At 44.4% G+C, this 20,983-nt stretch carries 20 protein-coding genes; 10 read left to right on the forward strand and 10 right to left on the reverse strand.

Annotated features, from left to right (window positions below; all coding sequences use genetic code 11):
• The first annotated feature begins 429 nt into the window (after window positions 1-429).
• The 3 genes from OO778_RS22155 to nqrM are packed head-to-tail and all read left to right on the forward strand — an operon-like array spanning window position 430 to window position 1,443.
• The gene (locus tag OO778_RS22155; protein ID WP_005392669.1) at window positions 430-720 is read left to right on the forward strand and encodes a DUF134 domain-containing protein; all 291 of its coding nucleotides are present in this window, start codon (window positions 430-432) and stop codon (window positions 718-720) included.
• On the forward strand, window positions 717-1,232 hold the full coding sequence (locus OO778_RS22160) for a NifB/NifX family molybdenum-iron cluster-binding protein (protein WP_167427264.1): 516 nt from the start codon (window positions 717-719) through the stop codon (window positions 1,230-1,232). Before OO778_RS22155 ends, OO778_RS22160 begins: the two co-directional genes overlap by 4 nt.
• A 1-nt stretch (window position 1,233) precedes the next feature.
• Window positions 1,234-1,443, forward strand: a complete 210-nt coding sequence (gene nqrM, locus OO778_RS22165; protein WP_005392671.1) for a (Na+)-NQR maturation NqrM — start codon at window positions 1,234-1,236, stop codon at window positions 1,441-1,443.
• On the opposite strand, the gene OO778_RS22170 is transcribed toward nqrM, so the two are convergent.
• Complete coding sequence (locus OO778_RS22170) at window positions 1,421-2,215, reverse strand: aminoglycoside phosphotransferase family protein (protein ID WP_264911722.1); 795 nt, start codon at window positions 2,213-2,215, stop codon at window positions 1,421-1,423. The genes nqrM and OO778_RS22170 overlap by 23 nt on opposite strands.
• 210 nt (window positions 2,216-2,425) lie before the next feature.
• On the opposite strand from OO778_RS22170, the gene OO778_RS22175 reads away from it, so the two are divergent.
• Complete coding sequence (locus OO778_RS22175) at window positions 2,426-2,620, forward strand: hypothetical protein (RefSeq protein WP_164665409.1); 195 nt, start codon at window positions 2,426-2,428, stop codon at window positions 2,618-2,620.
• A gap of 71 nt (window positions 2,621-2,691) precedes the next feature.
• Here the strand turns inward: OO778_RS22175 and fusA are convergent, their stop codons facing one another.
• From fusA to OO778_RS22200, 5 genes are all read right to left on the reverse strand, one after another.
• Complete coding sequence (fusA, locus tag OO778_RS22180) at window positions 2,692-4,716, reverse strand: elongation factor G (protein WP_170892174.1); 2,025 nt, start codon at window positions 4,714-4,716, stop codon at window positions 2,692-2,694.
• Between the two features lie 293 nt (window positions 4,717-5,009).
• Window positions 5,010-6,002, reverse strand: a complete 993-nt coding sequence (gene dgcA / locus OO778_RS22185; protein WP_264911725.1) for an N-acetyl-D-Glu racemase DgcA — start codon at window positions 6,000-6,002, stop codon at window positions 5,010-5,012.
• 50 nt (window positions 6,003-6,052) lie between these two features.
• Window positions 6,053-7,057 (reverse strand): N-acetyltransferase DgcN, encoded by a 1,005-nt coding sequence (dgcN, locus tag OO778_RS22190; RefSeq protein WP_065646382.1) that lies wholly within the window; start codon window positions 7,055-7,057, stop codon window positions 6,053-6,055.
• A gap of 101 nt (window positions 7,058-7,158) precedes the next feature.
• On the reverse strand, window positions 7,159-8,040 hold the full coding sequence (locus tag OO778_RS22195) for a LysR family transcriptional regulator (RefSeq protein WP_264911726.1): 882 nt from the start codon (window positions 8,038-8,040) through the stop codon (window positions 7,159-7,161).
• Between the two features lie 138 nt (window positions 8,041-8,178).
• Window positions 8,179-9,387, reverse strand: a complete 1,209-nt coding sequence (locus OO778_RS22200) for an MFS transporter (protein WP_264911727.1) — start codon at window positions 9,385-9,387, stop codon at window positions 8,179-8,181.
• 200 nt (window positions 9,388-9,587) lie between these two features.
• Here OO778_RS22200 and soxR point away from each other — a divergent pair, with 200 nt between their 5' ends.
• Window positions 9,588-10,019, forward strand: a complete 432-nt coding sequence (gene soxR / locus OO778_RS22205; RefSeq protein ID WP_005392679.1) for a redox-sensitive transcriptional activator SoxR — start codon at window positions 9,588-9,590, stop codon at window positions 10,017-10,019.
• 9 nt (window positions 10,020-10,028) lie between these two features.
• Here the strand turns inward: soxR and OO778_RS22210 are convergent, their stop codons facing one another.
• Both OO778_RS22210 and OO778_RS22215 read right to left on the reverse strand, forming a co-directional pair.
• On the reverse strand, window positions 10,029-10,424 hold the full coding sequence (locus OO778_RS22210; protein WP_005373896.1) for a DUF2391 family protein: 396 nt from the start codon (window positions 10,422-10,424) through the stop codon (window positions 10,029-10,031).
• 13 nt (window positions 10,425-10,437) lie between these two features.
• A complete protein-coding gene (locus tag OO778_RS22215; RefSeq protein WP_005392681.1) occupies window positions 10,438-11,283 on the reverse strand; it encodes a tetratricopeptide repeat protein in 846 nt (281 codons plus the stop codon).
• Between the two features lie 200 nt (window positions 11,284-11,483).
• On the opposite strand from OO778_RS22215, the gene OO778_RS22220 reads away from it, so the two are divergent.
• Window positions 11,484-11,954 carry an ASCH domain-containing protein gene (locus tag OO778_RS22220; protein WP_074189825.1) on the forward strand — a complete coding sequence of 157 codons (471 nt, stop codon included), beginning with the start codon at window positions 11,484-11,486 and terminating at the stop codon, window positions 11,952-11,954.
• A 50-nt stretch (window positions 11,955-12,004) separates the two neighbouring features.
• Here OO778_RS22220 and OO778_RS22225 read toward each other — a convergent pair whose 3' ends face one another.
• Both OO778_RS22225 and OO778_RS22230 read right to left on the reverse strand, forming a co-directional pair.
• The gene (locus OO778_RS22225; RefSeq protein ID WP_074189826.1) at window positions 12,005-12,592 is read right to left on the reverse strand and encodes a class I SAM-dependent methyltransferase; all 588 of its coding nucleotides are present in this window, start codon (window positions 12,590-12,592) and stop codon (window positions 12,005-12,007) included.
• 89 nt (window positions 12,593-12,681) lie between these two features.
• Window positions 12,682-14,199: a phospholipase D family protein gene (locus OO778_RS22230; protein ID WP_046873810.1), complete on the reverse strand. Its 1,518-nt coding sequence runs from the start codon at window positions 14,197-14,199 to the stop codon at window positions 12,682-12,684.
• A 518-nt stretch (window positions 14,200-14,717) separates the two neighbouring features.
• Between OO778_RS22230 and OO778_RS22235 the strand changes: the two genes are divergently transcribed.
• The 4 genes from OO778_RS22235 (at window position 14,718) to OO778_RS22250 (ending at window position 20,873) form a co-directional block, all read left to right on the forward strand.
• Entirely contained in the window at window positions 14,718-15,875 is a 1,158-nt protein-coding gene (locus tag OO778_RS22235) for an efflux RND transporter periplasmic adaptor subunit (protein ID WP_074189827.1), read from the forward strand.
• A gap of 13 nt (window positions 15,876-15,888) precedes the next feature.
• The gene (locus OO778_RS22240) at window positions 15,889-19,041 is read left to right on the forward strand and encodes an efflux RND transporter permease subunit (protein ID WP_258615103.1); all 3,153 of its coding nucleotides are present in this window, start codon (window positions 15,889-15,891) and stop codon (window positions 19,039-19,041) included.
• 341 nt (window positions 19,042-19,382) lie between these two features.
• Window positions 19,383-19,649 carry a hypothetical protein gene (locus OO778_RS22245; RefSeq protein WP_046873807.1) on the forward strand — a complete coding sequence of 89 codons (267 nt, stop codon included), beginning with the start codon at window positions 19,383-19,385 and terminating at the stop codon, window positions 19,647-19,649.
• Between the two features lie 390 nt (window positions 19,650-20,039).
• The gene (locus OO778_RS22250) at window positions 20,040-20,873 is read left to right on the forward strand and encodes a DNAase (RefSeq protein ID WP_074189829.1); all 834 of its coding nucleotides are present in this window, start codon (window positions 20,040-20,042) and stop codon (window positions 20,871-20,873) included.
• Window positions 20,874-20,983: the final 110 nt, after the last annotated feature.

Here is a 20,983-nt window from a genome sequence, read left to right on the forward strand (position 1 = left end):
CCAAGTAATGATTGGTGGTTCGATAGGTCCTCCATCTATTGTTTTACCCTTTAGGCTCATTTCAATGCGGTCGACCTGCACTTTATAGTTACTTAGGTAGACACCCTTTTAATAAAATAATCATTAGTGTTCAAATGAATGATTTGATCGGATTATAGTTTTTCTTCTCCAATAAAATGAATACATTAGCGCGTATTTGTATGAAAAGTCTGCGCAAACTAACGTTTTTATTATCTAGATAATTAGAATTGATCTTTTTGCTCGTTTGTCACCAAAGTTTGTCAATTCTTAGATATCTAATTAATCCTGATGTCTTACGTATTTATCGTGTCGATTTTTGCAAACTTAGTTTATTGGCATATGCTAAAAATGTTATTGGCATATGCCAGTTTAAGGCGTAATTTGACCCTGTGTTTTCGAGGGATAATGATGGCAAGACCAAAGATAGAAAGACGAATATGCGGACGTGCTGCACACCATTGTTTCAAACCCAATGGCGTGCCATTTCATCAGTTGGAGCAAGTCGCCATATTACCAGAAGAGCTAGAAGCACTGCGTTTGGCCGATTTAGAGGGTCTTAGCCAGCAGCAAGCTGCTGAACAGATGGGCGTCTCTAGACAAACTTTTGGTAACACAGTAAAAAGTGCAAGATTGAAAGTCGCAAAAAGTTTAGTTGAAGGTCATGCATTAGTTTTTCCGGATGAGGAGTCAAACTTATGATTTATGCTATTCCTAATGATGGTGAGCGGGTGGCAAACCACTTTGTTAAAGCACCATATATTGCTATTTATTCTGATACTGACGGTATGCTGAAAAACTTAGCGAACATTGCTTCGATGCCACAAGCAGGTTGCAATGCGAAGTCTCAGTTAATTCAGTCTCTGCAAGAGTACAATGTGGATGCTGTACTTGTACGAAATATCGGTGAACGCGCACTAGCCAAATTACTTCGTAGTGGCACGCAAGTATTCAGGCTTTCTACCCGTAGCTCATTGGAAGATGTACTTGCGGTTCCAAGAGAGCCTCTCATTGAGCCGTCTCAAGGTCGTCCCTCAAACAATCATAAGAAAAGTGCTCACAAGCCAAAAGGCGGTTGCGGTTCCTGTGGTTGTGGTGGCAAAAAATCCAAACCCTCCTTGCTGACAAGACCGAAAGCACCAACAGGGCTACTTAAAGTGACATCTCGCCCTGCTATACTTAGGCTAAAGACGATGGCTAATAAGGCAGGTTAATATGGTTTGGTTATTTACCTTTCTTGGTTTTCTCGCAATCATTTTGTTGATGTCGCTTGGCGTCATTTTCCACAACAAGCGTATTCAAGGGAGTTGTGGCGGATTGAATAATGTCGGTGTTGATAAGGTGTGCAATTGTGAAACCTCTTGTGCAGAGCCTGAAAGACGTTTGTATCAAATATCCGAACCTAACTCGTCATCTGAGCGCTAAGATCTTTTGCCCATTTCGGTAAGGTGTGTTTAAACCAGTCAATGTATTTACTGGTCTGTGGGTTCTGTCTCGAGACCAGTATGTTCACCACTTCTACCACCATCCACGTTTTAGCTACTGCAATCGTTCTTGCCAAATTACTCGCATCGCCTTGATTTGCAGTCTTGGTATAGGTATGCGCCACATCAAGATAATCTTCGAATGTGCCCATGCCTTTGACTAGTGGCGCTAAATCTATCGCGATATGCCCTGTCGAAAAACGTTCCCAGTCGAACAGCACCAAATCGCCATTATCTCGTCGCCCCCAGTTCCCGGCATTGGTGTCTCCAGAGATCAAATTTTTGGCGTTGAAAAGCGGGCCGGATTGCTCTTGTAGCTGATAAAAGAACCGCTCTGTTTTTGCGTCTAGTTTGAGCGTGCTTAAAGCTTGGGAAGTGGCTGGTTGTGTCCACTGATGAGGATGATAAACACCATTTGATGTCGGAGATAGTCTATGTATTTTAGCTAGTTGTTCTATCACGCGCGGCTCTTCAAGCAGGAATTCTTGATTGACAGAGTGCGGAATATACTCGATTCGCAACGTATTTTGTTGGTGATCGTAATCAATGAGCTCAGGTGCAAGAATGCCAAGTTCATTGAATGGTTTAGCCTGGTGTTGATAAAAAGCGACCTCAACCTGTTCTACCTGCTGCTTTTCAATGAATGAAATGCCGTGTTTTTCTACCAGATAAACTTTGGCACTGCCCATCTGGTTAAGCTCTTGCTTTGACATGAAACATCCTGTCTTTTGATGGTGGAATCTTCACTTATCTTAAACGCGAAAGGTGTGCGCACCAAGAATACTTAAAGAGAACATTGAAACAAAATAATGCAATGGTTTGAGTATAAAATTGTCGCTAGTGTCTAAATTTTACACAGAGGCTTTTACGCATCGCTAACCACGTTCTACGCTTAATGTTCGATTTAAACAAGGAGAACCACTATGGCTGTAATAAAGCAGGATATTCCAAATCGTGTAACGGTTTATCATGACAATATCGATCAAGAACAAGAGCTGAAAAATGCGATGCTGCCAGAGAAACCGCGCTACTTTAACGGTGCTCCGACTTACAAAGCGAACAGCATCGAAGAGTTTGAAAACAAAATCAGTCAGATCGGTTTGTCTCTCGATAAATAAATTTTAATTTACCTAAAAGCGCCCTCATTTTGAGGGCGCTTTTTTATTTGATTGATTTGAATCTTAGGGAATTAACCTTGTTGAGCACTGCCTTGGCAGACTTGTTTTTGCACTGCTGGTGGCGCGGGCTCGTAATGGCTTAAAGTCATACTAAAACTGCCTTCACCACCCGTGATAGCTCGCAATCGACGAGCGTAATCTTGCAACTCGTTTACTGGCGATTTGGCTTTCAACAACGTGAATTGGCTATCAATCGGTTCGGTGCCTTCTATTAATCCTCGATTACCTGACAAATCCCCAGACACGTCACCGACGTTTGTGGTTGGGACGTGTAACTCCATTTGGACAATGGGCTCCAGCACAATAGGATCAGCGTTGTTGATCGCATCTAAAAAGGCTTTCTTACCTGCGATGACAAACGCAATTTCTTTCGAATCGACGGAGTGATATTTACCGTCATAAACGGTGACTTCCACATCCTTAATTGGGTTGCCAGAAATCGCCCCTTCTTCGAGTGCTTGTAAAATACCTTTTTCGACCGCGGGAATAAGCGCGGTTGGAATGGCGCCACCCACCACTTTGTTGATGAACTTAAATCCTGCGCCGCGCTCGAGTGGGCGAACCTTCAATTGCACTTCACCAAACTGGCCTGCACCGCCACTTTGTTTTTTGTGTCGATAATGCCCTTCTGCAGGTTTGGTGATGGTTTCAAAGTATTCGACGCTTGGTTGGCAGGTTTCGACGTCCAGTTTGTACACGTTAGCCATCTTTTCTAATGCGACTTTGAGGTGAAACTCCCCTTGGCCGCTGATGATGGTTTCGTTGGTGCGAGCGCGATGTTCGATGCGCAGCGAAGGATCTTCGCTGGCGATTTTATTCAGTACATCGCCTAATTTTTGCTCATCTCCACGCTTAAGAGGCTTCAAGCACAAAGAATACATGGAGTCAGGAAGGTCTAACGTCTTGAGCTGAACACCATCTTCTTCGTGAGAGTCATGAACGATTGAATCGAATTCGAGATCATCCACTTTGGCTAAAACGCAGAAGTCGCCTGCAAGCGCACGAGGGATCTCGGTTCTATCTTTGCCCTGCAGTTGATATAAGTGCCCAACTTTAAATGCCTTATTGCTTTCGCCAATATAAAGCTGGCTGCCCGCATTGATTTCACCCTGATACACACGTAAGTAGGCAAGTTTTCCCATATATGGGTCGACGCTGACTTTGTACACGTGTGCGACGGTGTGCTCTAAGGTTTCGCAATTTACTTTGATTTTTTTGCCGTTCTTTTCCAATAGAGGAGGGTTACCTTCGTTTGGCATGGGCATGATCTCCGCCAAGGTACGAAGCAGAAGCTCGACGCCCGCGCCGGTTTGTGCTGAGACAAAACAGACCGGAATCACATGTCCAGTTCTCAGTGCTTCTTCAAACGGATCATGCAGTTGCTCTGCGGTGAGTTCGGAACCTTGTTCCAGATACAGTTCCATCAGTTCTTCATCGACTTCGATAACTTGGTCAATCAAGGTCTCATGAGCTTCATCTACCGTTGCAAGTAAGGTTTCTCGTCCCAATTCTGGTTCGAAATAGCAGTCAACTACAGATTCCCCGTCAGCCGAAGGTAAGTTGATCGGTAAGCAGTGGTCCCCAAAATGCTCAACGATGTTCTCCATCAATCTCTCTAACTGATGACCGTGGTTATCGAGCTTATTGATGATGATCATCTGACATTTTTGCTGCTCTTTAGCAAAGGTAAATAAGCGATCGGAAGTTTGGTTTAGTGGTGTTTGAGGGTCGATGACAAGGGCGGATGTTTCAACGGCAGGAAAGACGCTGATCGTACGGCCAAGTAACTCGTTTTGTCCCGGAGTGTCGATGATATTGAGCCGATGTTTATTCCAGCGCAGTGCGACTGGCGTTGCTTCAATGCTGTGTTGATATTGGATGGATTGAGGGTCGAAGTCGGTAACGGTATCGCCTTTTTCTACGCTGCCTAAATGGTGAGTGGCATCGCAGGTGAAGAGCAGTTTTTCTATCAGCGTGGTTTTACCGGTCCCGGTTTGGCCGACGAAAGCGATATTGCGTATTTTGTTTATAGGCATAGAGCCTCCTTGCAAGATGGCGTGAAAAACCTACGAATTGCTAGGAAGTGGGTTGTTAGAGAAACCCACGCACTGCATTGGAGTAGGGCGGGATTACCGCCTATTCGTCTTCCATGTCATTTTCCGGATGACTCGATGCATAAGACCACCTTCTTGGACTACTGTAATCTTAGCATGCCGTAATAACCGTATAATTTATGTGACTTATTTCATGATGGGGCTGATTGTTTTTTAATCGAGATCATAAACTCAGAGGTTCTGACTTTTCGATCAAAACCTCTGGATTGTTTAGGCTATTTGGAAAGAACGATTTCGCCGTCGCGATAAACTAAGCTCGGCGTTATATCTTGTCCGAGCAACACCGGGCCATCAACATCGACAACGCTCGCCTGAGCAGCAATGGGTAACGCAGCACGCATCGCCAGCGACGTCCCCAACATACAACCGGACATGAGGCTAAAACCGAGTTTTTTTGCATCGTCGGCCAGCAATAATGCTTCACTGAGCCCGCCCGTTTTATCTAGCTTAATATTCACCATTTCATATTTGCCAAGCAGTTGATGCAATTGCTCTCTGGTGTGACAACTTTCATCGGCGCAAAGTGGAATGGGGTGCGGAATGCTAGCGAGTACGTCGTCGCAGTCTTGTGGCAACGGTTGCTCGATCATGGTGATATTAAACGGTTCGAGTTGATCAAATACCGTCGCGATGTCGAGGTTTCGCCACGCTTCATTCGCATCTAAGACAATTTGTGCGTGCGGCGAGGCGTCACGTACTGCTGCAACGCGCTCAATCACGTGTTCACCATCCAGTTTTACCTTAAGCAGTTTTGCGCCTTGGCTAAGGTAAGCTTGCGCCTGTTTTGCCATCGCTTGCGGCGTGTCGATAGAAACCGTCATCGCCGTCACAATCGCCTCGGGTAACGTAAAGAGGTCGTGAACCTGCTGCTTGTGGCTCAAAAGCGCAAGAAGATGCCAAAGCGCGCAATCCAATGCATTTCTTGCCGCTCCTGCGGGCAATAACGATTGAAGCTGGCTTTTGAGAGCCATGACATCAGCTTCGCCTTTGGCATACAAACTTTGCAGTTCATGCGCGGCGTGAGAAATCGCCTTAATTACCGATTCAACTGATTCACCATAACGAGGGTATGGCGTGCATTCTCCTTGGGCGATCATGCCTCGATGTTCAATTGTCACGCGGACTACGTGGCACTCTGTCCGACTGCCGCGAGAGATGCGAAATGGTGTCGCCATAGCAATCGTGACGGGTTCTACATGAATTTTCATCTCACTAGTTTTCCCTAAACCGCAGTTATTTTCTAAACCGTAAATGTTTCTTAAATAGTAAGGATCTTATCTGCAACCGCATTAACGCCAAAACGCACAGGGTCGGTGACGGGCACCTGATATTTGTCGCTCCAATCCTGGCATAACTGGACAGCATCTTCTTCGCTGATCGCCGAAGTGTTTAAGCAAATACCCACTAATTGAGCTTTTGGATTTGTTAGGCGAGCAGCGGCCAGATTCGCTTCTATCGTTTGTTCAATGGTTGGCAAGCTCGCATGTGGTAAGTTGCGGATGTGTGGGCGACCAATCTCATGGCACAGTACCAGAGCGTCCGCTTGTGCGCCGTGAAGTAAGCCCAAACTTACGCCAGAAAACGAAGGGTTAAATAACGAACCTTGCCCTTCGATGATGTCCCAATCGTGGTCGGTGAAGTCGGGGCTGATCGCTTCTACTGCGCCGGAGATAAAATCGGCAACTACGGCATCAATTGAAATGCCACTGCCTGCGATGAGAATTCCCGTTTGACCCGTTGCTTTGAACTCTGCGCGACAGTTTTTACGCTTTAATGCGTGTTCAATGGCAAGGGCAGAGTACATTTTGCCAACGGAGCAATCTGTTCCTACAGTAAGTACTCGCTTGCCTGCGCGAGCTTTGCCATTGCCGACCTTGAGCGGGGCATCATAATGGCGAACATCATATAGTTTGGTTAATCCGCGTTGTTCTAGATCGGCAAGAGGAGCAAATTCCGCCAAACGTTGGTGCATGCCCGATGCAATTTCAAATCCCATTTCTGCCGCTTCAAGTAAGGTTGCTTGCCAAGCTTCGGGAATGACGCCTCCTGGATTTGCCGTGCCGAGCACCAGCGTTTTTGCTCCTTGCTGCTGCGCTTGTTGTAGTGTCATGTCGGTTAAACCAAGCGATACGGTTTCTGGCGTCAGGCGGATTTGGCCAAGACAAATCTCAGGTCGCCATTGATATATACCACGCGCGGTTTTTGCTGCGAGTGGATCGGTTACATCGCCAAGAAAGAGTAGGTAAGGTTGAGCAATTTGCATGATGGTTCCCTTCGTCATCGTTATTGCTCATTAATGTAGCCAGACTGATTTAGGAAACCGAATGCTTATTTGTTAGGCAGGTATGACTTCAGGTTATACCTTTACACCATCTGTTGTTTTAGGGCGGTGATAAATTGCTTTGTCGCAATGGATTGAGGCGTGTGCTCTGCGAATAAAATAGAGACAGAGAAGGACATATTTGGCTCCAAAGAATGCACGGAAACGGCATTATCTTGGCGATATTGTTTTGCAGTCCAAGGGTCTACAATGGCGAATCCTGCTTCGTTTTTCACCAGTTCAGCCGCCGCGGAGTAGCTGCGGACGGTAATGGCATGTTGATAATGCTCGTCACGCGCCGATAAGGTTTGATGCAGCAATAAGCCCAGAGGATCTCGGCTATCTAAACCGATAATGGGTAAATCGTGACTGATGAGTTCTTCTAAAATGACGGTTTTTTCTTCGGGTATCGCTGCACTTTTAGGGGCGATTAGCACCAAGTTTTCTTTTAATAACATGTGTCCCATGATCGCTGGTGGCGTTTCTTCACCGAACGCAATGGCGACATCCAGTTCATGTTTCAGCAATCCTGAGCACAGCTCATCGCGATTGGCCGTTAAGAGCTCAAAGGAGATGCCGTGCTCTTTCGACAACAACGCGACAGTCGGCGCTAACAAGTGTGCGGCCAAAACAGGCGGGGCACCGACTCGTAAATGTTGAGTTCCCTGTTTGACTTTGTTGGTCAGAGATCGAAACTGTCCGAGTTGTTGATAGACTTTTTCTGCCTCTGGCAATAAGGCTTTGGCTTCTTGAGTGGGAACGAGACGACCTTTTACACGCTCAAATAAAGCGAAGCTCAGTTGTTGTTCTGTATGGGCGAGAACTCGAGTGACATTAGGTTGGGAAACGTGCAGTAAGCGAGCCGCGCCTGACACCGTTCCTGCTTGCATAATGGCGTAAAAGACTTCCAATTGTCTTAAGTTCAATGTGAATTCCTTCTGCTCATGTTGGTCGCCTCAGAATACCCAACCTTGCTGATGAGCGATAGAGGCAAAAGTGCTGGCATAAAAAATAGGAAGACGATGTTGGTTGCCTTCCTTTTCGTCATCTCTATTTCTATCGCTTTACTTTGCAGCCGCATTAAGGGGCAGGTAGTTAAACGGCTCGACGTCTCGACTGAGTAATCCCATCAAAACCACTGCTAACACCATGACAACAGCTGCTATTGCAAAACCGTATTGTGTTAGCTCGTAATGACTCAACATCGCGATTAACACGTAACTGAGAGATTGAATGGTGGTGGCAAACATGCTGATGCCGCCATCGACGCGACCTCGTTGATGAACCGCTACGGTGTGATGCATCCAGTTGACTCTCGCAATGCGATTTAGCGCGTTAAACACACCAAACAGAGCCGTAAACAATAAGATGGTCAGCGGGCTTATCGCAAAACTCATTCCGATAAACGCTAGAGATACCATGACCATCGAAGCAAACATAATGTGGCTATGGGAGGCGCGACTCAGCACTTTGGTGACAATGAAACCAGTTAGCAACGAGCCGAGACCAAAACTGATGTTAAACCCTGCAAACCAATCGCCAGAGATGCCTTGTTCAGAAAACCAAATCGGCACCAATTTGCTCAAATACGTCAATGCAGGATAAGAGAGACAAGAGAGCAGAATAAAGCCATAAAAGCGGGGTTCGAGACGGAATATTTGTTTGCTCTCTTTGAGTTGTGCGATGAAAGCAACAGATTTTGATGCCCTTAATTGTTGGGTATACGGCGTCAGAATATAAAACATCGCCGCCAAAGCGGATGCGCTGGCTGCAAACAAAGCAAACTCTTTCATGCCCCACATTTCAAGCAAAACAATACCCAACGCGCCAGCTCCGAGGGTCGTGGATTGCATTACAATTTCTTGCTGACCCGAAATTTTCGCATACTCATGGTGCTGATAATTTTCTTGGGTGAAGGCGTTGTTGGTCGTCCATGCAAAATTACTCGAAACCCAATACACCAATTGCGCAAAAGCAAGCAGCCAGTGGGACTCAAAACCCAACCAATAAGCAATGAACACCACCAAAGCCATGCCCGATTGAATCCATTGATTGAGCACGAGTAGTACTTTGCGTGAATGTCGGTCAACTAAAGTGGAAAAGAAAGGCGTTGCCAGAAAAGAAATCGCGGTGCAGCTCAGAGAAACTAAAGCGACGAATGTACCCATGTTAGGTTCGGAAAGCATGACCCATGGCAGCGCCATCATGAATAAGCCAGAGGAGATACTGTCGAAGAAGCGGCCTGCTAAGTACGGCTGAGTTTTATTTTTCATTATGTTTGCCTCAAGTTCCCTTTGGATTTCAAAACGTTGACTTATAACGGTGCTATGTTTGTCGACCAACTTGTTCATTCCGAACGCATTATTTCGAGACCATCTGGGTTTAGCGTTAATTAAGATGGTGCAACTTTAAAACCTTAAGTAAACTTGAGGTAAAGCATTTTTTAACAAAATTGATACACAGGGAGTCAAGGATGGAAATCAGCGTAGGAGAAGTGGCAAAACGTTCTGGAGTGAAAGTATCTGCCCTACATTTTTACGAGCAAAAAGGACTGATTTCGAGCTGGAGAAATCAAGGTAATCAGCGCCGCTACCACCGCAGCGTTTTGCGCCGTGTTGCGGTGATTAAAGCGGCGCAGCAAGTGGGGTTGTCGTTAGAAGAGATCAAACATGCGCTAGATGAGCTGCCGAAACATCAAGCGCCAAACAAACAGCAATGGGAAGTCATGGCGAGCCATTGGCATGAACAGTTGGAGCAAAAAATTCAAAAGCTCAAAGCCCTGCAAAACGATTTGGGCGGATGCATTGGCTGCGGGTGTTTGTCGTTAGAAACCTGCGCACTGCGAAACCCAGAAGATGTGTTAGGCAAAGACCACTCGGGTTCTAACTTAACGTTAGAAGAGTAGGTGTTATTCCTATTCTTTGTCGAAACTGTCCACCACAATCGCACCCATTGACGCCGGCATTGTGATGACGATGACCCGTTTTATCGCAACCAAAGGCTCATTCATGAGTGGCAGCTTATCAAGACAGAAAAGAACTAACGCCACCACAACGGCCGCAATGAGGTACGCGATAACCACACGAAAAATAAAAATGGATACGCGATTTTTTATGTGGCTTTGGAACACGCTTTGATAGGCGAAAAAACTGAGGAAAATGACAGAAAGGCTTAACAGCATGAGCAGGTTTGCCATTGGCAAGCTTTCACCCAGTCGCCACGCCTCTTCAGAAAAAGAGATGGGGACGGCGAGGGCAAAAGCGCCAACCAACACTTGGCTGGCGTCTTCTAAGTTAAAGTGACTACTCATGCTGCTCATTCCATTATTCGTTTGCTAGGTGTAAGAGCTTTTCAAAGCGCTCGTTACCATGCAGCAATTCGAGGTCTCGCTCTTCGGCAAGCAAGTCACGAATAGATGGGCTGTATTCAATAGCGCGTTCCAAGTCTTCAATGGCTTGCTCTTCAATGCCAAGACGAGAGTATGCACAAGCGCGTTGATACAGTGCAGGACCATTGGTGTAATCGACTTCAAGTACGCGGTTACAGATGCTTAGTGCCCAGTGGTATTCGTTGATTTCCATCGCGGCGTCTGCTTTGTAAGTCAACGCTTCTAAATCACCTGGGCGAATCAGCAAGATCTCATCATAGATTTCAATACGTTGCTCTGGTGTTTGTGAGCTTTGCGCACGCAACCATAAGTTATGGATCTCGTTGATTTTCTCAATTTCTTTATTGTTTTCACTGATAATGCGAGTTTTGCGTTTTAAATCTCGCTCAAGGGCGACAAATTTCTTCTCGTATTCTTGGGCGATCTTTTCTAATCGTTTATCCGCCATCTCTTTGGTGTTGTGTTTAAACTCACGCAGAGATTGCCAGCCTACAAAGGCGATCAGCGATGCGACACCTGCGATGATGTAGAAGAAGTAGGTTACGGTCACGTTGGCATAGTTCAACGATTTATCCGCAACCGTCAGCTCGCGGTCGGTGATCTCTGTGATCATTCGTTTTTCTAGGCTCTGATAGTCCTGACGCAGTGCTTTTAGCTCATCTAAAATATAGCGTTCCATTAATGGTCTATCTAACAGATCCGATTCTGAATACTTTTCGTCCGATGCCATCGTCGGCAAGGCAAGTATCAGCGAGAAAAAAATACCAATAAATAAGCGCATAAAACGTCCTTTCACGAGAAGAGTACAGATAGACCATGCAACAATAGCAAATAGCACAAACGTTTAGCAAAGTTATTACAAAAGAAATAATTGTCGTCTACGTAAAAGTCATATTCTTGTTGTTTTTCAGTTTGTTCCTGGTGGTTATTTGCCGTGATATCTTTTATCCTCCTTGCGAATTTATGATTAATGGAGTGAGCATGGACGCGCGAGCTAAGGATTACTTAGAGCAGTATCTAAAATTATTATCACCAGAACAAAGAGCAGCCGTACCATCAGTTAGTGCTGACTATTATTGTGCCGATGAATACAACGCGAATTTATGCGCAGACTTGGTTCGTATTGGACAGAAAACTGCATCGTGCAGTTTGGAGCTTTGGTATCGAGAGCATGGCGAAACCATGCCACAAGTCGGCCATTTACAAGTCGTCACGAATTGGAACGGTGACCCCGTTTGTGTGATACGAATTACTGATGTCAGCACATGCAAATATGAGGATGTAACCGCAGAGTTTGCCTACGCAGAAGGCGAAGGTGATAGAACCTTAAACTGGTGGCGTGACGCGCATACTGCATTTTTTAAAGCTGAATGCGATGAGTTGAACATAGATTGGCATGAGAAACGTATGCTAGTTTTGGAGCGTTTTGAAGTGGTTTATCCAGTCAATTAATCGCTGATAGCAGCACTGATTTGAAGTGCTGCTTTCTTGAGAGACCGCTTTTAGCGCTTGCGAGCGGTTACACTAAACATGTGCCAGTGTTTTGGGCTTCCGACTACCGTGGTTCCGTCTTCATCTCTTTCATTCAATGAAATGAGTTCGTAATCCGCGAATAAACTTTCCACTTCCTTTTTCGTTAATGCGGTAATGTTCGGATGCATTTCTGATGCAACCCAGGAGTCTTTTACTCCTAAGAAATCACCGCAAAAGATACCGCCAGGTTGTAAGGCACTGTCTATTTTGGTCCAAACTTGCTCAAAGCCTTCGTCCGGGCAAAAGAACAAACTGGCATTCGCGATAACCAGGCTGCATTGAGGGTAGTCAAACTCAGTAAAACAGCACTGTGAAATTGAGAAACGCTTCTGGCCTTCAAAGCGTGTTAAACAAGTTTTTACTGCATCTTCATGGCTATCAAATGCGTGAACGTTAAACCCCTGTTCGAGGAGGAAATGACTGTCTCGACCTATTCCGCAGCCAATATCAAGAGCGACTTTGCTCTCGAGTTTCAATAGGTTTACGGCATTTTCTACGTTTGGGCGGTGAGGTTGGTTTAAAATTTTCTGATAGTACTCGTTCCATTGTGCAGACATTGAACTTCCTTGTATTTATTGTGTTTCCCCAAATCTAGTGTCCATTCTTGTCTTGCTTTATCGGGGAGGTTTTGAAACATTGGCAATTGTTATAGCTGATCTTCAATTGGCAATATGCCGGAGAACCAAGCGCCCATTTTTCGCCATACTCCGGCCTCTGGTTCAGAATCATATTCTTTGCCTGTTTTTATGTCGGTCCAGACAATGTCTCCGTCGCGCAGAGTTAAGGCATAGGCGTTATTCGACAATTGATTCGGCAGTTGTTCTAGAAACATTTGCACATATTCTGGCTGTTCGATAACAACGGCCATTTCGGTATTCAAAGCGGCTGAACGTGGATCCCAGTTCATCGAGCCAACAAACAGAGTTTTGTCATCAATCGTCATTGCTTTTGCGTGTAAACTTGCTCTGCTGCTCCCCGTGAGGCTCCACTTGCTTTTGAGTTTCGCGCTTGCTTTTACTTCCCATAGCTTGACCCCAGCTTCGAGTAGGTCTGTTCGATATTTTGCGTACCAACCATGCACGGCAAACACGTCGTTAGAGGCGAGACTATTGGTCACAATCGTGATATCAACGCCTCGCTTGGCCGCGTTACTCAATGCTTGTGTGCCGACTTCGGTTGGGACGAAATAGGGGGAGATAAGAACAAATGAATGTTCAACACTTTTAACCAGCTCCGTTAAATTATCAATAAGTTGGCTCTCTCGGGTCGCAACTTTATCGGGTAAGTCAAACCATACTTTTGCTTCTCCCCAGTAGAGCTTGAGATTGCCTTGTTTGAGAGCTTGGTACATATCCAGTTTAGTGAAGTCATAACGGCCGGTTGAGAACTTTTCCTCTAGCTGGAGTTTGTCGACCTGCTTTTGAATCGCCAGGTCGGTAATTTGCTGTGAGTCCGGTGTTATCCATTCCATTGGTATCGCATAGGCGCTATTCCAGTAGAGGTCGAACTGATCTGCAGTTTGTTGTACCGCCTCACCATAGAGCAGTAGATCAAAATCACCAAATTCGACCTGTGATTCAAAAGAAAAGTACTCATTGCCGATATTCCTACCCCCGACAATGGCAGAAACACTGTCTGCAATCAGAGATTTATTGTGCATACGGCGATTAAGACGTTCAAAGTCACTGGCAAGTGCGAACCAGCGGGAGTCGCGATACTGATGCGGATTGAATAAGCGGATTTCGATATTAGGATGTGCATTGAGGGCAGCCATCACGTCATCGTTTCGCTTTTGCATATCGTCAAGCAACAGCCTTACTCGGACTCCACGCTTTGCAGCTTCATACAAGCGCCACGTTATTAGCTGACTCGTTTCGTCACCACGGTAAATATAGTATTGAAGATCAAGGCTTTTTTGTGCGGACTCGATTAGAGAGGTGCGAGCAAGAAGGGCATCGTGTCCTTGATTTAAAGGAGAAAAGCCAGTGATTGACTTTGGGTCTTTCCCGTAAGCTTCAAAGTACTGTGCAAGCACAGAGTCACCTTGATACCCAAGTTGGAAGCTAGTGGATTTTTCACTGGGATCGTTCAATGACACGGATGAACACGCCGATAAAATTGTGAATAAAGAAGGGAAGAGCAGCTTAGCGAGTGTATGTAACAAAGTACATTTCCTTGTCTTACAGAGTGTTACTTATCAGAAATTATAGACCTAAGTTGCCGCAGCGTGCATCCAACAAGGTTGGATAACGGGCTATTAATCAATGAATTGTCATGTTCTCGGGATTAAGTTCACCTTTTTGAACGCAGATAATCATTTATTTTAATTATGATTGTGTCTGAATTGGTCATAATCACTAATATCTGGTGATTATGACCAATAGCACACTGGTTAAAATCGTTGAGTAATAATAACTCTTTGAATTTTAATAAATAAATGCCTGGCACGTCCCTTGCTATTTAAAAGAAGAGTTAAGTCAGGGCAACTTGCGAAGTTAGTTAATTTTTTGTTAATTTTATTAACTTTGAATTGGCAATAACTCTGTAGTTAGCAACCGAAAAAGCAAGGTACGCGCTGCTTTGACGTCTATTCAAATGTAATTCCCTCACCATCATGCTTACAGGGAGTCAAAGATTTAATAAAAGCATGGTGATGAAAACAACAATAAAAAAGGATTTTCGATGTTAGCAAAACCCGTATTACGTTGGCTTTTACCTTTCGTTGTCGTTGGTGGATCTTATGCAGGATATGCCGCAATCGCTGCGACAGCTCCGGAAAAAGAGTCAACCAAAGATGCCATTACAGAGCCTACCGTTCAGGCCTCTTCTCTTTTTCCTACCGATCATAAAGTGGTGATAACCAGCCATGGTGAGTTAGTCCCTTTTGAAAAAACACATCTTTCCGCGCAAGTCAGTGGTGAAGTGATAAGTTGGCACCCTAATTTTGTAACGGGTGGGATCGTGAAACGAGGAGAAGTACTGTTCACGATTGAAAGTGACAACTACGAAGCGTCGGTTTTGCAAGCCGAGGCCAATTTAGCTAGCGCACGTGCGAGCTTGATTGAGGAGCAAGCCAAAGCGGAAGTGGCAAAACGCCAGGCTAAGAGACTGAGCGATAAGCAAGTGACAGACCTGTATTTACGTAAGCCTCACGTTTTGAGCGCGCAAGCGCAAGTGAAGTCGGCTCAAGCGGCACTCAAACGAGCAAAAAGAGATTTAGAAAATTGCAAAGTCGTTGCACCTTACGATGCGCTGGTTGTTGAGCGTGATATTGGTGTTGGTCAATTTGTCACATCTGGCTCTCGAGTTGCCACGCTAAACAACATTGAAGTGGCGGAGGTGCACGTACCAATCGCCGGTTTTGATAGTGCATTTTTACCCGAATCCATTGATGAGCTCACTGCGACAGTGACGCAGCAAGGTGTATTTTCTACCACTAGAGAAGGTCGAGTGGTTCGTGATTTAGGCATGATTGATAGCGCTACCCGAATGATTAACATGGTCATTCAAATCGCTGACCCATATGGTATTGATAATCAGCAGCCTCCAATTAAATTTGGCTCCTACGTTGAAGTGAGCTTCACAGGTAAGGAGCTAAAGCATATCTATCGCCTGCCACAGGAATTAGTCAAAAATCGCACGGTATGGGTAGTGAATGGTGAGAATCAACTTCAACCTCGGACGGTAACGGTCTTGAGAGCAGAAGGTGAGTTTTTACTCGTGGGGGAAGGCTTAGAGCAAAGTGATAAGTTGGTACTTACCTTGCCGGAGTACCCTCAAAAAGGCATGGCGGTACAAATCGCAAAAAAGAGTGACGACTCCGAAACCGTCGTACAGTAAGTAGGAGTTTGTCATGGAAGATAATAAACAAAAGGGCTTAATTGCCTATTTTGCGAATAACCCCGTCGCTGCCAACCTTTTGATGGTGTTCATCATCATCATGGGTGTGGTGAGTTTTCTCTTTATTCAAAGGCAGATGTTTCCGAATATTGAGGTTAACTACATTGATGTTCGTGCGACTTATCCTGGCGCTTCACCTCAAGAAATTGAAGAAAGCATTCTCGTTAAGGTTGAGGAATCGATTAAAGATGTCACCGGGATTAAAAAAACGGTCTCAACGGCCTCTAGAGGTAGCGCGTATGTCTCTATCGAGGTAGACGTTAATGCTGATATCAAGCGTGTCTTGGATGATGTAAATCAACGCATTGATACTTTATCCAACTTACCTGCCGGTATGGAACCGATCAATGTCTACCAAGTTGAGTGGCGCCAAGATGTAATCGAAATGGGGTTAGTTGGGGACCGACCGCTTGAAGAGCTCAAACCCATTGCTAAGCAAGTCGAGGATGAATTACTTCAACTCAAAAATGTCATGTTGGTGTATTTGAGTGCACCAGAGGAAGAGATAGCGATTGAAGTTGATCCACTCGTTCTTCGTAAATACGACTTGACGTTGAGCGATATCAGCAGCGCGATCAGTCGTTATTCTGCCAACTTTTCTGCGGGCGAAGTCAAAACAAACTCAGGGATGATCGCAGTAAGGATTGAAAATCAGTACTACCGTGGTGATGAGTTTAGGAATATTCCTGTAAAGCTTGGCGCAAATGGTGCGAAGGTTTTACTGCAAGATATCGCCACGATCAAAGATGGCTTTACGGAAGAAGAGCGCTACTTTGAGTACTCAGGGCAAAATGCGATCTACATGTCTGTTGAAGCGACTCGCGATCAGAACATTATCCCTGTTGCCGAGTCTGTTCGTAATTATATCGAAGCAAAAAATAAGACATTACCGCAGGACGTTAAGCTCAAAGTCTTAGTGGATACGACCTATTATTTAAATGGTCGTCTCGACATGATGTTGAAAAACTTGCTGCAAGGCGCAGCTCTAGTAGCGATTATGCTGACCATTTTTTTGCGCTTTCGCTTGGCAATGTGGGTAATGATTGGGCTGCCAGTGTGTTTTCTTGGCGCGGTGATGATGATGCCTGCATTAGGGATCACGGTAAACATCGTATCTCTTTTTGCCTTCATTATGGTGCTCGGTATTGTGGTCGATGACGCCATCGTGATGGGAGAGAGCGCCTACAGCGAAATTGAAGAAAAAGGCGGTGGCGTCGAAAATGTGGTTCGCGGTGTAAAACGTGTTGCCACGCCAGCTACTTTTGGCGTTTTAACCACAATTGCCGTGTTTGCCCCTTTCTTGTTGTCTAGCGGTATTGATAGTGCTTTCTTCTATGGTATCGCGGGTGTTGTGATTCTTTGTTTGATCTTTAGTTTGATTGAATCGAAGTTAATCCTTCCTGCTCACCTTGCACATACTCACTTTAAGCCAGTTAAACCTGGTGGCTGGCGTGACCGATTTAACCAACGTTTTTTTGGCTTTGTAAACGGTACGTATCGTAACTTTGTAACGACATGTACGCATTGGCGCTGGACCGTGTTTGCTGTGTTTTGCGGTTTACTGCTGATCAGTGCGGCTTTGGTCAACGCGAATTATGTTCGGGTGATCCCTAACCCTAAAGTGCCTACTGATTATCCTGCGATCACTATTGAAATGAACGATACCGTTTCAAGTGAGCAAACAATCAGCGCTCTTAAGACCATCGAACGTGTGATGCAAAAAATTGAATCAGAGACCATCGCAGAACATGGTCAAGGTATGATTCGTGATGTGCTTTCGTACAACCGAAGCCGTACCGAAGGCCGTGTTTTAGTGCCATTGGTTGATGAGGAATTACGCCCGTTCAATACATTTGAACTTGCTCGACGTTGGCGTGAAGCTATGCCAGTTATTCCTGGAATGAAGAGCATCAAAATCCGCGAGCAGAGCGCGGGTGGCGGTGACAGAGATGAGTTTGGTTACTTGCTGTTTGGTTCTAATATTAATGAATTGAACGAGGCTGGGCGTTACTTGATAGAGCGTTTACAGCAGGAAGAAGGGTTATACGATATTTCATCTTCTATTGATTCAGGAAGCAAAGAAGTACTCCTCTCTCTTGCGCCTGTAGCGTACGATCTCGGACTGGATCTCACCATGATCGCAGAGCAAGTGGGTGGCAGCTTCTACGGTGGTGAAGCACAGCGTCTTATTCGTGATGGTGAAGAAATCAAAGTTATGGTGCGTTACCCGCAACTGACACGTGAAGCATTTTCATCATTACGTTACGCTGTGATTACCACGCCAGCAGGTAAGAAGGTCATGCTGGGTGATGTGGTGAAGATCAACGAGCAGCCGGGCGTGAGTAGCATTCGACGTGAAGGCGGGTATCAAACCGTTTATGTCTATGGTTCGATAGACGAAGAATTGGTTGAACCTCAAGAAATCGTGAAGATCATCGACGACAATATCTTACCGGACATGAAGCAAGTCTTCCCGAGTGTGAAAACGGAATTGGGTGGTGATATTGAAGAGCAGGCAGCGCAGCGTAATGAACAGATTCTGTTCTTTATTGCAGGCATGATCATCGTCTACATCTTGTTAGCCGTACCGTTAAAAAGTTATACCCAACCTTTGATTGTAATGTCAGTCATTCCATTTAGTCTGACGGGGGCGATTTGGGGCCACTTCTGGCTAGGTTTGGATATCAGTATGATGTCGACATTTGGTTTGATCGCCGCTGCTGGCGTGGTTATCAACGACTCTCTGGTTATGACAGATTACGTAAACCAAGTGAGAGAAAAGGGTATGAACATCAAACAAGCGGTGGTTGAAGCGGGCTGTGCACGCTTTCGAGCGATCACGCTCACCTCAATAACGACGTTTGCGGGTGTATTGCCGATTATGTTTGAAACGAGCTTGCAGGCGCGTTTTGTCATACCAATGGCTGTCGCTTTGGGCTTTGCGGTGTTGTATGCAACGGTTCTGACTTTAGTGCTGGTGCCTTGTTTGTATTTAATGCTTGAAGATATTAAAAATATTTTCAGATCTATTAAGGGGTTTATTCATCGCTTTATCAATCGTTTCAGAAAGTCGCCAGTGACGTCGAGCGTTGAAGTAAATATATAGAGTTAACAAGCTTGATGTTAACGATTAGGAGCAGCCTTCGGGCTGCTTTTTTATTTCTGTATTTTGATTCAAAGCAGTTCTAGAGTGGGTTGTTATGTAATTTATTCGATGAAAGAACAGCGAGAAAATCTCCTGATAAATTATTCTTATTATGAATGCTTTTGAGTTTTTAATTTCCCTGGTTAATTTAACACTTGGTTAGCGAAATTTACCAGATGGAGATAATGATGAATATATGGTTTTGTTTAAGTTATTGAAAAATAACAAAATAAAAGTTGGCATCGTATGTGCAATATATAAATTGTAACTAAAACGAACTGCTAATCCTCAAGGAGCTTATTATGAAAAGCGTATTTCTATCTACTCTAAGTCTTATTGTTGTAATGTCATCACCAATCGCTGCTGCTAACACTTTAGACAAAGAGGAGTGGAGCTCAGATTTACGTCAGGACTTTTCTGAAATGAAGCATGAAGCTGTAGCAGATATTCAGCAAATGAATATGGATGCCATCCACGCACGCGATGAGCGTATCGTGAAAAACATTAAAGATGAGCAAGAACAGTTAGTAAAGGTAACGTGCCACAAAGAGAAAGCAAGCAAGTCATAACCGCCGATAAAGAGACTAACAGACGAAAATGAATCCAATACGAGTTCAGTGCTAGTCAGCAGTAAGCACTGACCTTGTTGCTCTACTTGCCAGCCTTTTAAGGCTGGCTTTTTTGTTTCTCATTTCACAGGTGGAGCTCAGATCCTCAAGTTTATTATCAATCGTTGGCGTGTTTGATGAGCTATCGCTGGAGCTGATGTAACTTTTAAAAGTGTAGATTTCAGTAAACTGGAGGCGATGTTAGATATTTTAAATTTAGAAAAGAGCCGTTCTCCTTTTTGACCTTCATCATACCTTAGTATGTGCCTTACCTTTACTTGAATTAGAACTCATATTGCAGGCTCTCGTTTAAAGGTATTGATGCATATTTAAAGAACAAGAGTTAGAAATATGGGCCTTATTAAAATTTGTAAAGATGGCTTTCGAGGAAAACCAGATTTTTCAAACTTGCTACATAATGTATTCCAGATAGATGACTTAGTATTGTCATTTGAGTGTCCGAACAATATATATGAAGGGCATGTATACCAAGATCTTGTGGAGTTAAAACAATTCGATGTTGACTCAAAAGAAGAACGGCATGAAAAGTTAATAAAATTGGCTTCTATTTATTTCTCATTTCAAAAAAAAATATTAAACCCTCTATTACCTATAAATAAACAAGGTGGTTTATATATTAGGTTAAGGATCAAGTCTGCCAATGAGAATATTAGATCTGTCAATCAATTATCTTCATTCATAGAAAAAGAGTATGTGGAGTTTTATCATGCTCTAGAGTCTCCTGAAGGATCTAAGAAAGGAGATCATACAGAGATGATGAATGATGCTAACGATTACGCAAATCATCGCTGGGGATTAGAGCCGATAAACGAAGAAAAAAAGAGAGCGAAAGAAGAGTTTCTCGTAGGAGAGTTTCTTCGCAGCTACCCCCCAATTAAATGCCAGGCTATTGATGTTGGAGAGAAAACGTACTCAAAATACGTAGAAGGTAACTTGGAGTATAAGAGGGACTATCGAAGAGTTTACAATTTGCATATCAAAAATGAGTTTTACTTTAGTATCGAGTTTTTATACGAAATCGAGCCTATGTTTGCTCAAAAAAAGTTTTTAGATTGGGTGAGAAGTGCTGATGAAACCTTTGAGAAAAAGGTGTTAGAGTTACTAGAGTTGTCTCCGCTTGTTGATTCGTATACTACCTCCAAGGTAGAGAGATTGACCAAATAGAATTGATCCTGTGCGCTCTGACTTTCAACTTAAAGAAAAAAGCCCGCAAAGAATTTCCTCTGCGGGCGTAATAAAGGGCACCAAATTGGGTGTCTATTCATTTTGGAGGT

The sequence above is a fragment of the Vibrio sp. STUT-A16 genome, from assembly GCF_026000495.1.
GTDB lineage: Bacteria > Pseudomonadota > Gammaproteobacteria > Enterobacterales > Vibrionaceae > Vibrio > Vibrio diabolicus.

Coding starts and splice junctions, on each gene's coding strand:
- OO778_RS22155 (WP_005392669.1), top strand. CDS start 430: ATGGCAAGACCAAAGATAGAAAGACGAATATGCGGACGTGCTGCACAC.
- OO778_RS22160 (WP_167427264.1), top strand. CDS start 717: ATGATTTATGCTATTCCTAATGATGGTGAGCGGGTGGCAAACCACTTT.
- nqrM (WP_005392671.1), top strand. CDS start 1,234: ATGGTTTGGTTATTTACCTTTCTTGGTTTTCTCGCAATCATTTTGTTG.
- OO778_RS22170 (WP_264911722.1), bottom strand. CDS start 2,215: ATGTCAAAGCAAGAGCTTAACCAGATGGGCAGTGCCAAAGTTTATCTG.
- OO778_RS22175 (WP_164665409.1), top strand. CDS start 2,426: ATGGCTGTAATAAAGCAGGATATTCCAAATCGTGTAACGGTTTATCAT.
- fusA (WP_170892174.1), bottom strand. CDS start 4,716: ATGCCTATAAACAAAATACGCAATATCGCTTTCGTCGGCCAAACCGGG.
- dgcA (WP_264911725.1), bottom strand. CDS start 6,002: ATGAAAATTCATGTAGAACCCGTCACGATTGCTATGGCGACACCATTT.
- dgcN (WP_065646382.1), bottom strand. CDS start 7,057: ATGCAAATTGCTCAACCTTACCTACTCTTTCTTGGCGATGTAACCGAT.
- OO778_RS22200 (WP_264911727.1), bottom strand. CDS start 9,387: ATGAAAAATAAAACTCAGCCGTACTTAGCAGGCCGCTTCTTCGACAGT.
- soxR (WP_005392679.1), top strand. CDS start 9,588: ATGGAAATCAGCGTAGGAGAAGTGGCAAAACGTTCTGGAGTGAAAGTA.
- OO778_RS22210 (WP_005373896.1), bottom strand. CDS start 10,424: ATGAGTAGTCACTTTAACTTAGAAGACGCCAGCCAAGTGTTGGTTGGC.
- OO778_RS22215 (WP_005392681.1), bottom strand. CDS start 11,283: ATGCGCTTATTTATTGGTATTTTTTTCTCGCTGATACTTGCCTTGCCG.
- OO778_RS22220 (WP_074189825.1), top strand. CDS start 11,484: ATGGACGCGCGAGCTAAGGATTACTTAGAGCAGTATCTAAAATTATTA.
- OO778_RS22225 (WP_074189826.1), bottom strand. CDS start 12,592: ATGTCTGCACAATGGAACGAGTACTATCAGAAAATTTTAAACCAACCT.
- OO778_RS22235 (WP_074189827.1), top strand. CDS start 14,718: ATGTTAGCAAAACCCGTATTACGTTGGCTTTTACCTTTCGTTGTCGTT.
- OO778_RS22240 (WP_258615103.1), top strand. CDS start 15,889: ATGGAAGATAATAAACAAAAGGGCTTAATTGCCTATTTTGCGAATAAC.
- OO778_RS22245 (WP_046873807.1), top strand. CDS start 19,383: ATGAAAAGCGTATTTCTATCTACTCTAAGTCTTATTGTTGTAATGTCA.
- OO778_RS22250 (WP_074189829.1), top strand. CDS start 20,040: ATGGGCCTTATTAAAATTTGTAAAGATGGCTTTCGAGGAAAACCAGAT.